The organism is Mesorhizobium sp. Cs1299R1N3 (assembly GCF_037179625.1).
GTDB classification, from domain to species: domain Bacteria; phylum Pseudomonadota; class Alphaproteobacteria; order Rhizobiales; family Rhizobiaceae; genus Mesorhizobium; species Mesorhizobium salmacidum.
On record NZ_JAPYKQ010000029.1, the window covers coordinates 1 to 12,263 of the forward strand.

At 62.5% G+C, this 12,263-nt stretch carries 11 protein-coding genes; 7 read left to right on the forward strand and 4 right to left on the reverse strand.

The window, feature by feature from the left end:
- The 3 genes from O7B34_RS30335 to O7B34_RS30345 form a co-directional block, all read left to right on the forward strand.
- Positions 1-191 (forward strand): adenylyl-sulfate kinase (locus tag O7B34_RS30335; RefSeq protein WP_337132205.1); only part of this gene is annotated, 191 nt, incomplete at its 5' end.
- A 10-nt stretch (positions 192-201) separates the two neighbouring features.
- Positions 202-1,002 carry a 3'(2'),5'-bisphosphate nucleotidase CysQ gene (gene cysQ, locus O7B34_RS30340; RefSeq protein ID WP_337149446.1) on the forward strand — a complete coding sequence of 267 codons (801 nt, stop codon included), beginning with the start codon at positions 202-204 and terminating at the stop codon, positions 1,000-1,002.
- 54 nt (positions 1,003-1,056) lie between these two features.
- A complete protein-coding gene (locus tag O7B34_RS30345; protein WP_337149447.1) occupies positions 1,057-2,313 on the forward strand; it encodes an O-antigen ligase family protein in 1,257 nt (418 codons plus the stop codon).
- Positions 2,314-2,385: 72 nt separating this feature from the next.
- On the opposite strand, the gene O7B34_RS30350 is transcribed toward O7B34_RS30345, so the two are convergent.
- From O7B34_RS30350 to O7B34_RS30365, 4 genes are all read right to left on the reverse strand, one after another.
- Complete coding sequence (locus O7B34_RS30350; RefSeq protein ID WP_337149449.1) at positions 2,386-3,528, reverse strand: DegT/DnrJ/EryC1/StrS family aminotransferase; 1,143 nt, start codon at positions 3,526-3,528, stop codon at positions 2,386-2,388.
- Positions 3,529-3,757: 229 nt separating this feature from the next.
- Positions 3,758-4,681: a carbohydrate kinase family protein gene (locus O7B34_RS30355; protein WP_337143443.1), complete on the reverse strand. Its 924-nt coding sequence runs from the start codon at positions 4,679-4,681 to the stop codon at positions 3,758-3,760.
- The gene (locus O7B34_RS30360; RefSeq protein ID WP_140507997.1) at positions 4,678-5,124 is read right to left on the reverse strand and encodes an RbsD/FucU family protein; all 447 of its coding nucleotides are present in this window, start codon (positions 5,122-5,124) and stop codon (positions 4,678-4,680) included. Before O7B34_RS30360 ends, O7B34_RS30355 begins: the two co-directional genes overlap by 4 nt.
- A complete protein-coding gene (locus O7B34_RS30365; protein WP_140884122.1) occupies positions 5,125-6,351 on the reverse strand; it encodes an ROK family transcriptional regulator in 1,227 nt (408 codons plus the stop codon).
- Between the two features lie 269 nt (positions 6,352-6,620).
- Here O7B34_RS30365 and O7B34_RS30370 point away from each other — a divergent pair, with 269 nt between their 5' ends.
- The 4 genes from O7B34_RS30370 to O7B34_RS30385 all read left to right on the forward strand — a co-directional run bounded on the left by O7B34_RS30370 (position 6,621) and on the right by O7B34_RS30385 (position 12,190).
- On the forward strand, positions 6,621-7,598 hold the full coding sequence (locus O7B34_RS30370; protein ID WP_442921021.1) for a sugar ABC transporter substrate-binding protein: 978 nt from the start codon (positions 6,621-6,623) through the stop codon (positions 7,596-7,598).
- Between the two features lie 155 nt (positions 7,599-7,753).
- Positions 7,754-8,815 carry an ABC transporter permease gene (locus O7B34_RS30375; RefSeq protein ID WP_337149450.1) on the forward strand — a complete coding sequence of 354 codons (1,062 nt, stop codon included), beginning with the start codon at positions 7,754-7,756 and terminating at the stop codon, positions 8,813-8,815.
- Positions 8,812-9,594 carry an ATP-binding cassette domain-containing protein gene (locus tag O7B34_RS30380; protein WP_027146641.1) on the forward strand — a complete coding sequence of 261 codons (783 nt, stop codon included), beginning with the start codon at positions 8,812-8,814 and terminating at the stop codon, positions 9,592-9,594. Before O7B34_RS30375 ends, O7B34_RS30380 begins: the two co-directional genes overlap by 4 nt.
- Positions 9,595-9,727: 133 nt before the next feature.
- Positions 9,728-12,190 carry a glycogen/starch/alpha-glucan phosphorylase gene (locus O7B34_RS30385; protein ID WP_337132212.1) on the forward strand — a complete coding sequence of 821 codons (2,463 nt, stop codon included), beginning with the start codon at positions 9,728-9,730 and terminating at the stop codon, positions 12,188-12,190.
- The last annotated feature ends 73 nt before the right edge of the window (positions 12,191-12,263 follow it).

Consider the following 12,263-nt stretch of genomic DNA (forward strand, 5'->3'; position numbering starts at 1 on the left):
ATGCGCGCGCGCTGAATGGCGAGATCAAGAATTTCACCGGTGTCGATTCTCCATATGAAGCACCGGAGAAACCGGAGATCCATCTCAAGACGCTCGGCAAGTCGCCTGAAGAGATGGTAGATGCCCTGGAACACTGGCTGAACGAGCGTGACATTGCGGAAGATCAATATGACAATGGCGGCGGCATCTGACGACACGTCGATGCTTGAGATCTTCGAGCGGCTGGCGCTCGCGGCCGGGCGTGAGGTCATGCGTGTGTTCCACGCCGGCTGCGCGGTCGACCGCAAATCGGATTCCACGCCGGTGACCGAGGCGGACCGCGAGAGCGAGAAGATCATCCTCGCCGGCCTGCGTGCGGAATTCCCCGACATTCCCTGCGTGGCCGAGGAGGAAGCGGCGGCCGGTGTCATGCCGGGCGACCTTGGCGAGGCCTTCTTCCTCATTGATCCGCTTGACGGCACCAAGGAATTCGTCAACCGGCGCACCGACTTCACCGTCAACATCGCGCTTGTCCGCCGTGGCGTGCCGGAAGTCGGCGTTGTCTTCGCGCCATGCAGCGGCCGCTTCTTTTCCGGTCTGCCGGGCAGGGCGGAAACCCTCGAAATCGATGGCGACTACCGGATCGTTTCTCGCCGGCCGATTTCGGTGAGAACTGCCGCGACGCCACTGGCGGTGGTTGCCAGCCGCTCGCACAACACGCCGGAAACCGAAGCCTATATTCGCGACCTTGGTGCCGCCGAGATCGTCTCGGTCGGTTCGTCGCTGAAATTCTGCCTTCTCGCCAATGGCGAGGCGGATGTCTATCCGCGCTTCGGCCGCACCATGGAATGGGACACGGCGGCGGGTGACGCGGTGCTGCGCGCCGCCGGTGGCACGACACGCACGCTGGACGGCAAGCCCTTGGCCTATGGCAAGCGCAACCAGGCCGATGACGAGGACTTCGCCAATCCGCATTTCATCGCCAGCGGCGGGGTTGCAACCGCAGGACGTATCGAACGTTGAGGTGCCTTCGCCGATAACCTATCCTGTATAGGCGTTCCCTGAGTCGGTAGTTGAATGTCCTTTTTTCAGAAATGCCATGCCGTCATTCTGGGCGGGTTTCCGGTATGGACCAGCAATCGCGACGAAATAGTCCTCAGGATGTTGCTGGGCCTCTACGCCCTCTCTCCCGCCCTTTTCGTCTTCGTCGAAATGTCTCCGACGGCCCTGGCATTTGTCGCGGCACTCATGGGCGCTCTTACCCTTTTGACAAAGGGTGCGCGCTTTGGCAGGGCAACGATAGGCCTCGCCGTAACTCTGGCCCTCTTGTCCGGCTTTGTCCTGTCGAGCGCCCTGTGGTCGGTTAACGCGAGCCGCTCTCTCATGGCGGCGAGGGACCTGTTTGGCTACTCGGTCGCCGCCATCCTGCTGTTTGAGTGCATTCTGGCGCTTCCGGGCGCTCAACGCGACCGGCTCGCGCTGGTCTCATTGGTCGGCATGTTGATCGGCCTGGTGTCGGTGATGGGTTGGGAACTGTATTTTGCGTTTTTGACCGAAAATCCGCGATTTGTGGAAAATGTTTTCACCCTCCACAAGATCACGGTCTATGGAGCTTTTTTTGCCGTCATATTTCTTGCCCAGCGGCGGTTCGTCTGGAAGGGGCTTGCGGCTCTCTTTGCCGTGCTGACATTGCTCTACGGTCAATCGACCGGCATCAACCTGGCGATTGTCTTCGTGGCGGTGATGTTTGTCATGCCCGCCAAATACCGCCAGCACGCCTTGGTCGCATTCTTCGCCGTCTATTTGTCTTTTGCCCTGATCGCCCCCTTCGTCGTCTCGCCGCTGTTCGCCTACCTCAAAACCACGGGATGGCTGGCCTTCTATCCAGGAACGTTCGCCGCGCGGCTTGATCTTTGGCAGATGATCTCGCCCCACATTGCGGACCAGCCCGTTCTCGGCCATGGCGCCAATACGATGAGAAACGCGGTCGGGGTTGTGGTGAGTCCCACATATTATGCGCAGGTGGATCTCCCAAGCGCACACAATATCGTATTCGATTTGTGGTACGAGCTCGGAGCGCTGGGCATCATTGTGTATGGGGTGCTCCTGGGCGCGATCATAAGAATGATCGGCGGTTTGAGGGGCCCCTGCCATTTCATAGCCAGCAACTACCTGATCATAGCTGTTGTCGAACTGTCGGTCGACCATCGGATCTGGTTGTCATGGGTGCTGGGCACTTTGGTCTTCACAGCAGGGATCTGCATATTGCAGTGCCGTCCCGTGACCCGGCCGGATGACCGGACCACAAGACGCGCGCCGACCGTCTCAGAATAACGGCGCGACGCGCCGGCCTGCGCCCCGACCGCTCTAAGCAAACGAGGTGTGTCGGCCTCTGCTATCAGGCGCCTATTCGGCCGCGGCCTGCGCCGAGTTCGAGCCGATATAGTTGCGGATCGTTTCGATGATCCGGTCCTGGTCGGCCTCGCTGAGATAGGGATGCATCGGCAGGCACAGGATGCGTTTCGGCAGGTCCTCCGAAACCGCAAGACCGGTCGGCGAGCGCGGGTAGTCGCGATAGGCGATCTGCTCATGCAGCGGCTTGACGTAATAGATGACAGACGGGATGCCTTTTTCGCTCAGATGCGCTTTAAGGCCGTCGCGTTTGGGCGTTTCGATCGCGTATTGCGCCCAGGCCGAACGGCTGCCATCCAGGTTACGGGCCGCGGTGACGATGTCGCCCAGGCCTTCTGCATAGCGCTTGGCTACCACCTGCCGCGCTACCATTTCTTCCTCGAGGATGGCGAGCTTCTCGATCAGGATTGCCGCCTGCAGCGTATCCAGCCGTGAATTGATGCCGACGCGGATGTTGTCGTATTGCGTCTCGCCCTTGCCGTGGAAGGCGAAGGAACGCAGCGTGTCGGCCAAAGCGTCATCATTGGTGAACATCGCGCCACCGTCGCCATAGCAGCCAAGCGGCTTGGCCGGATAGAAGCTGGTCGAGCCGACATGGCCGAACGAGCCGCACATCCTGCTTTCGAGCGAACCACCCATGGACTGCGCGGCATCCTCGATCACCAACAAGCCTTCGCGATTGGCGATAGCCATGATCGCCTCGTAGTCGGCGGCAAGACCGAACAGGTCGACGGGGATGATCGCCTTCGGCTTCAGTCGGCCTTCCTTCTTGATGGCCGAGATCGCCGCCTCGAGGCTGGCGATGTCGATGTTGTAGGTCTTCGGATCGACATCGACGAAAACCGGCTCGGCCTTGGCCAGCGCCACCACTTCCGCCGTGGCGGCGAAGGTGAAGCTCGGCACGAATACCGCGTCGCCCGGGCCGATGCCGGCGGCAAACAGCGGCAAAAGCAGTGCGTCGGTGCCGTTGGCGCAGGCAACCACATGCTTGACGCCGACATAGGCGGCGAGCTTCTTCTCGAATTCGGCGACCTGGGGGCCAAAGATGTAGCGGCCATCCTCGACAACGTGGTCGATCGCGGCTTTCAGCCGGTCGCGGATTCGTTCGCGCTGCGCGCCAAGATCGATGAACTGCATGTCGGCCTCAATACCTGCCAATAACCGGCCCGCTGGTACCAGACTTGGCGCGGCTGAAAAAGCCGGCTGCGGACCGGAGGTACGGTGCAAGTGTCGCAGCCCGTTACCGTGTTTTGCTGGCGCATTGCATCAAAAAGCCGGGAATCCGGGCTTGGCGGTGCAGTCCAGGCCGTTTTTGTCGCGGTTTTCCGGCGCATGGAAACATAAAGTGATCGCTTTCGGGAGCCGATCAGCCGATCTCGTGTCGCCAGGGGGGATTGGCGCCGGCTCGTGATACCGTCACTGCCGCCGCCTTGGCGCCGAGCGCCAATGCTTTGCGGATTGCGTCTTCGGACAGGCTGGAAATCGCCGCCTTCGCCAGCAGGCCTTGCTCATGCAGGGAGGCAAGGATGCCGGCGTTGAACGTGTCCCCGGCGCCGACGGTGTCCACCACCTTGACTGTCTCCGGTATGACGGTGACACGGTGCTGCTTGCTGTAGCCAACGGCACCTTCGCTGCCATGGGTGACGACGATCAGCTTGGGGCCGCGTTCGAGCCAATTGCGCACCACATCCTCGTGCGAACCGGCTTCGCCGAACCAGTGGAGGTCTTCGTCCGACAGTTTGACGATGTCGGCCATCGCCATCATCTCCCGGATGCGCCTGAGATGCTTGGCCTTGTCGGGGATGAAGTTCGGCCGGATGTTGGGATCGAGCATCATCACGCGGGCCTCATGCTCGCGCCGCATGAACTCCTCATAGGCCGAGCCAGCCGGCTCCGAGATCAGGCTGATGGCGCCGAACAGCATCGCCTCGATCTCGCCGCCGAGTTGCGGCAGGTCTTCGATGGTCAGCATGCGCCCGGCCGTGTTCTCGTCATAGAAGGTGTAGGTCGCCTGGCCGTTGTTCAGCCGCACGAAGGCCAGCGTCGTCGGCCGGGGCGAAGTGTGCGCGTAGGTTGAACTCACTTTGCTTGCCCCGAGCGCGTCCCGGAACTGGCCGCCGAACAGGTCCGACGACAGGCCCGAGAAGAAGCCGGCCGGCGCGCCGAGCCGGCCGAGCGCGATCGCCGTGTTGAAAACGGCGCCGCCGACATAGGGAGCAAAGGCCGGCTCACCCTCGGTGGTGGTGCGCGGCAGCATGTCGATCAGGGCTTCGCCGCAGCAGAGGATCATGGCTTCCTGGTCTCCGGCGGATAGATCACGCCCTTGCGGATGATGATGTTGGCGTAAAGCCGCGGCTCGCTTGTCGCGACGATGGCATGCGCCGATCTGACCCGTGCATAGAAGTCGGCGCCGGCCAGCGCAACCACCTTGCGGCCCGGAGCTCGTTTGGCGCAGATCGCCTCCATTTCATGATGGACGGGGTCGGCAAGCGACGGATCGCCTTTCACCGAGGCGCGAAACAGCGCCTCCGGCACGACATCGTCGACCGGAAGCAGCGTCAGTATCGCGTCGAGTACGGGAATGAGGGCATGGCCGTCGGTCCGGATGAGGCGTCTTGCCTGCTCTTGCGCCGGATAGTTCCCGTCGACCAGGGCAATCTCGTCGCCATGGCCCATGGCGCGCAACGTCGCCAGAAGCTCCGGACCAAGCAGCGCCGGAATCCCGATCAGCATTCAGGCGCTCCTGGAGATCGTCGTCGAACCGATCAGGAACCGTTCGGAAAGCGGCAGGCTGGCGCCGCCGAGCGCCCGGGCATGGATGCCCACGGTTCCCTCGCGGACGGTCGGAAGTTTCAGCCCTTCGCCGTCGATCGCACCGATTGCTGTCACGACCGCCTCGACCAGCCTCTGGCGGACGGCCTTCGGCATCCAGCCGTCGATCACCGCGGCCTCGAAATCGATGACCGAGGACGCTGCCACGATGGCGTAAGCGAGCGCCTGCGAGGCGCTGGCGATCCACTCGTCGAGCTCAGCGCCGATCTCCCCCCAATCCTCGGGTGAGGTCCACAGATACGAGGCCTCGACGCCACGCGCGTTGAGTGTTTTTTCGAGCATGGCGATCGAGGCCACGTCGATCAGCTGGGTCGGTTTTCCGTCCGGCCCGGGCACGGGCATGGAGCCGAGCGCACCGGCATTGCCGGTCGGTCCGCCGAAGAGCCGGCCGTTGAGCACGATGCCGCCGCCGGCAAAGGCGCCGATGTAGAAATAGACGAAGTCCCGCGCCGCGCCCGTCTGGCCGAAGACCAGTTCGGCGCCGCAGGCGGAGGTGGCATCGTTTTGCAGGTAGACCGGAAAATCGCACTGTGCCTGGATGTCGGCCCTGATATCGCGATGGCGCCATTCGTCCATGACGTCGCGCGGCGCGCCGGCGGTGTCGGCCCAGTTCCAAAGTTCGAACGGCATGGCGATGCCGAGTCCGGCAATGCGCTTGTCCTGCGCAGGTGTCAGCTCGCCGCGCATCGTCTTCATGCCCGACGTGACAAACTCGACCGTCTCGCGTGGGGCAGGGTAGCGGTAGGAATGCTGCAGCATGGCGCGCACCTGCCCGAGGAAATCGATCAGCACGAGTTCGGCGCTACGGCGGCCGATCTTGAGGCCGATGAAGAAGGCGCCTTCGGGATTGAGCGCCATGGGGATCGAGGGCTGACCGATCTTGCCACGCAACGGCGCCTGGCGCACGAGCAGGCTTTCTTCCTCCAGTTCGCGCATGATGACCGAGACCGTCTGCGCCGAAAGTCCGGTCATGCGGGCAATGTCGGACTTCGCAAGACTGCCGTGCTGGCGCACCAGCGAAAGCACCAGGCGCTCGTTGTGGTCGCGCATGCCGCTCTGGTTGGTGCCGCGGTGAATAAGGCTCTCGTTCGCTTCGGGCGAACCATGCCTCGCAGTGGCGGTCTCCACCCTGTTCCTCCCGTCGTTTCCCCGGCAATGCTTTTGGGCCAGAATGAGTGAACGACGCAAGGCTGTCAATAATAAATAAGAGTGATTTAATTATTGACAGATGCCTTTGTGTGGTGTTCTTTGAGGGGGCATCCGCGCTGGGAGAAGTCGCTTGGATGCCGTGCGGGTGCCGGTTGGCCGGCATTCGAAAATGGTCCACTGGGAGGAAAATCGTGACCAATACAAAACTGTTGAAGTCCACTGTTTTTGCGGCGGCCGCGCTGGGTCTGATGGCGTTCGCTTCGTCCGCGTCAGCCGCCGGCGTCGGCGCCTGCCTGATCACCAAGACCGACACCAATCCGTTCTTCGTCAAGATGAAGGAGGGCGCGACCGCCAAGGCCAAGGAACTTGGCGTCGATCTCAAGACCTATGCGGGCAAGATCGACGGTGACAGCGAGAGCCAGGTGGCGGCGATCGAAAGCTGCATCGCCGATGGCGCCAAGGGCATTCTGATCACCGCGTCCGACACCAAGGGCATCGTGCCGACGGTGAAGAAGGCGCGCGATGCGGGCCTGCTGGTGATTGCGCTCGACACGCCGCTCGACCCGATCGACGCCGCCGACGCGACCTTCGCCACCGACAATCTGGAGGCCGGCAAGCTGATCGGCGCCTGGGCCGCCGCCACGCTGGGCGACAAGGCCAAGGATGCCAAGATCGGCTTCCTCGACCTCACCCCCTCGCAGCCGACCGTGGACGTTCTGCGCGACCAGGGCTTCATGATGGGCTACGGCATCGACGTGAAGGACCCCAACAAGATCGGCGATGAGGTGGATCCGCGCATCGTCGGCCATGATGTGACGAACGGCAACGAGGAAGGTGGCCGCAAGGCGATGGAAAACCTTCTCCAGAAGGACAACACCATCACCGTCATCCACACCATCAACGAGCCGGCGGCGGTCGGCGCCTACCAGGCGCTCAAGGCCGTCGGCCTCGAAAGCCAGGTGCTGATCGTCTCGGTCGACGGCGGTTGCCCCGGCGTGAAGTCGGTCGCCGAAGGCGTCATCGGCGCCACCTCGCAGCAATATCCGCTGCAGATGGCCGCACTCGGCATCGAAGCGATCGCCGCTTTCGCCAAGGACGGCACCAAGCCGAAGCCGACCGAGGGCAAGAACTTCTTCGACACCGGCGTCAATCTCGTCACCGACAAGCCCGCCAACGGCGTCAAGTCCATTGACACCAAGGAAGGCCTCGCCAAGTGCTGGGGCTAATGCCGGCCTGACCGGAACAAAACCGATCGGCCGGGGGCTTGATCCCCGGCCGCATCGGGTGGACGATGCATCACTGTAAACGCGAATAATCCCGGCGACAGACCGGAAGGCGTGGACGGCGTCAGCGCGTGGCTGAAGCCCTACGGGGAGAAAACATGGCTCAAGTTCAGGAATTCGAGAAGGTTCTCTCGGCCAGCGACACAAGCGTGGCCGCTTTCGACGAGCACAAATCAGCCGTCAAGCGCGTCCAGCATTTTCTGCATTCGACGCCGGCCGCGGTGCCGCTGATCGTGCTGCTTCTGTCGATCATCATCTTCGGCATCACGATCGGAGGGCGATTCTTCTCGTCCTACACGCTGACGCTGATCCTGCAGCAGATCGCCATCGTCGGCATTCTCGGGGCCGCGCAGACGCTGGTTATCCTGACCGCCGGCATCGACCTGTCGATCGGGGTGATCATGGTGATTTCGGCCGTGATCATGGGCAATTGCGCGGTCAGCTACGGCATGCCGAGCGTGCTCGCCGTGGCGATCGGGCTTGCCGCCGGAGCGGCTTGCGGGCTGCTGAACGGGCTGCTGGTCGCCTATATGAAGCTGCCGCCCTTCATCGTGACGCTTGGCACCTGGAATATCGTCATGGCCACGAACTTCATCTATTCGGCCAATGAGACGATCCGCGACACCGACGTCGACAATCAGGCACCGCTGCTGCACCTGTTTGCCATGAGCTTCAAGGTCGGCACGGCGGTGCTGACGCTCGGCGTCATCGCCACGGTCGTGCTCGTGCTGGTTCTTTGGTACGTGCTCAACCACACCGCATGGGGCCGTCATGTCTACGCCGTCGGCGATGACCAGGAGGCGGCGAAGCTGTCGGGCATCCAGACCAAGAAGGTGCTGATGACGGTCTACACCCTTGCCGGGCTGATCGCCGCTTTCGCGGCCTGGGTCTCGATCGGCCGCAACGGCTCGATCTCGCCGTCCGCCGCCGTCACCGACTACAATCTGCAGGCCATCACCGCGACGGTGATCGGCGGTATTTCTCTCTTCGGCGGCCGCGGCTCCATCCTCGGCACCTTGTTCGGCGCCATGATCGTCGGCGTCGTCTCGATGGGCCTCAACATGCTGGGCGCCGATCCGCAATGGAAAGTGCTGCTCACCGGCGTGCTGATCATCGGCGCCGTCGCCATCGACCAATGGATCAGAAAGGTTTCGGCATGACCCAGGAACCCATCCTCACCGCGCGCGGTCTGGTCAAGCGCTATGGCCGCGTCACGGCCCTCGACAATGCCGATTTCGACCTTTACCCCGGCGAAATCCTTGCCGTCATCGGCGACAACGGCGCCGGCAAGTCGTCGCTCATCAAGGCGATTTCCGGCGCGGCCGTGCCGGACGAAGGCGAAATCCGGCTCGAAGGCAAACCCGTCTCCTTCAAGTCGCCGATGGAAGCTCGCGAAGCCGGCATCGAAACCGTCTACCAGAATCTGGCGCTCTCGCCGGCGCTGTCGATCGCCGACAACATGTTCCTCGGCCGCGAGATCCGCAAACCCGGCTTTGTCGGCCAGTGGCTTCGCATGCTCGACCGTCCGGCAATGGAAAAGCGCGCCCGCGACAAGCTCACCGAACTCGGGTTGATGACCATCCAGAACATCAGCCAGGCGGTGGAGACGCTGTCGGGCGGCCAGCGCCAGGGCGTGGCGGTGGCCCGCGCCGCCGCCTTCGGCTCGAAGATGGTGATCATGGACGAGCCGACGGCGGCACTGGGCGTCAAGGAGAGCCGCCGCGTGCTCGAACTGATCCTCGACGTGAAGAAGCGCGGTCTGCCGATCGTGCTGATCTCGCACAACATGCCACACGTCTTCGAGGTGGCCGACCGTATCCACATCCACCGTCTGGGCCGTCGCCTGTGCGTCATCGACCCCAAGCAATATACGATGTCCGATGCCGTTGCCTTCATGACCGGGGCAAAAACACCCCCGGAGGTGGCATTGGCGGCCTGAACTGCCAAGTTGCCGCAGGGTAAGCAGGCGGGAGTATCCTCTAATCGATTGAAAACATGCTGCAATGCACTAGGATGGGCTGGGAGAAACGGTGAAAGCCGGTATGATCAGGCCAAACCGAACGAGAGGCGATATGACATCCGCCATGACGATCGAAGCCCCCGCTCTCGACAATCCCGATCCCAAGACGCTCGCCGAAGAAGTCTTGATGTCGCTCAAATACCGGGTCGGCAAGGACACCACCGTCGCGACCCAGTACGACTGGCTGACCGCCTCGATCAAGGTCGTGCGCGATCGCGTCGTCGACCATTGGATGCAGGCGACCAAGGAAGCCTACGACCAGCAGGAAAAGCGCGTCTATTACCTCTCGCTCGAATTCCTGATCGGGCGTCTGATGCGCGACGCCTTTTCCAATCTCGGCCTGATGGAGAATATGCGTGAGGCGCTGTCGTCGCTCGGCGTCGACCTCGACCTGATCGCGGCGCTCGAGCCGGACGCTGCCCTTGGCAATGGCGGCCTCGGACGGCTCGCCGCCTGCTTCATGGAAAGCATGGCGACCGTCGACATTCCCGCGCATGGCTACGGCATCCGCTATGCCAACGGCATGTTCCGCCAGGAAATCCATGACGGCTGGCAGGTCGAACTGCCCGAGACCTGGCTCGACCATGGCAACCCCTGGGAGTTCGAGCGCCGCGAGCGCTCCTTCGAAGTCGGCTTCGGCGGTTCGGTCGAATCGATCACCTCCAGGGAAGGGCGCCTCGAACGCCATGTCTGGAAGCCGAGGGAACATGTTCTGGCGGTCGCCTACGATACGCCCGTGGCCGGCTGGCGCGCCAAGCGCGTCAACACGCTGCGACTATGGTCGGGCATGCCGATCGATCCGATCCTGCTCGACAAGTTCAATGCCGGCGACCACATCGGGGCGCTGGCTGAAAGCAACAAGGCCGATGCGCTGTCGCGCGTGCTCTATCCGGCCGATTCCCACATGGCCGGGCAGGAGCTCAGGCTGCGCCAGGAATACTTCTTCTCGACCGCTTCGCTGCAGGACATCGTCCAGCGCCATCTCAGCCAATATGGCGACCTGAAGTCGCTGCCCGACAAGGCCGCGATCCACCTCAACGACACCCATCCGGCGATCGCCGTGCCTGAACTGATGCGGCTCTTGATGGATGTCCATGGCATGGATTTCGATCTCGCCTGGGACATCACCAAGCGCACCTTCGGCTACACCAACCATACGCTGCTGCCCGAGGCGCTGGAAAGCTGGTCGGTGCCGCTGTTCGAGCGGCTCCTGCCGCGCCACATGCAGATCGTCTACGCCATCAACGCGCAGGTGCTGCTCGAAGCTCGCGCCACCGACCAATTCTCGGACGAGCAGATCAGCCGCATCTCGCTGATCCAGGAGAATGGCGACCGCCGGGTGCGCATGGGCAATTTGGCCTTTGTCGGTTCGCATTCGATCAACGGCGTGTCGGCGCTGCACACCGAATTGATGAAGAAGACGGTCTTCGCCGACCTGCACAAACTTTATCCCGATCGCATCAACAACAAGACCAACGGCATCACGCCGCGGCGCTGGCTCATCCAGTGCAATCCGGGCCTCACCGCGCTTGCCCGCGAGGCGATCGGCGACCGCTTCATGGATGACATCGAGGCGATCAAGGGGCTCGATCCTCTCGCCGATGACACAGCCTTCCGCGAAAAATTCGCCGCCGTTAAGCGCCAGAACAAGGTGAGGCTTGCCAATCTGGTAGCCGATCGCCTCGGCATCAAGCTCGACCCTTCGGCGCTCTTCGACATCCAGGTCAAGCGCATCCACGAATACAAGCGCCAACTCCTCAACATCCTCGAAGCAATCGCGCTCTATGACCAGATCCGTTCGCATCCCGAGCGCGACTGGATGCCGCGCGTGAAATTCTTCGGCGGCAAGGCCGCGCCCAGCTACCACAACGCCAAGCTGATCATCAAACTGGCCAACGATGTCGCCAGGGTGATCAACAGTGACCCTTCGGTGCGCGGCCTGCTGAAGGTCGTGTTCGTACCGAACTACAACGTCAGCCTGGCCGAGGTGCTGATGCCGGCCGCCGATCTTTCCGAGCAGATCTCGACCGCAGGCATGGAAGCGTCGGGGACCGGCAACATGAAGTTCGCGCTGAACGGCGCGCTGACCATCGGCACGCTTGACGGCGCCAATGTCGAGATCAAGGAGCATGTCGGCGACGACAACATCTTCATCTTCGGCCTCACCACCGAAGAAGTCGCCGAGCGGCGCAACAATGGCTATAATCCGCGCGGCGTCATCGAAGCATCCTCGGAACTGGCGCAGGCGGTCGCGGCCGTTTCGTCGGGCGTCTTCTCGCCCGATGATCCCAATCGCTACCGCGATCTCATCAACGGTCTCTACGACACCGACTGGTTCATGGTCGCGGCGGATTTCGACGCCTATGCCGCCTGCCAGCGCGACGTCGATGCTGTCTGGCGCAACAGCCCGGACTGGTACGCGCGCGCCATCCGCAACGTCGCCCGCGTCGGCTGGTTCTCCTCCGATCGCACGATCCGGCAATACGCGAAAGAAATCTGGAACGTGCCGGTCTGATGTGATTGCATGAGCCACGAACAATGTGTTCCCGGTGATGCGAGTTGAATGCCAATTCACATCGCTGGAAATG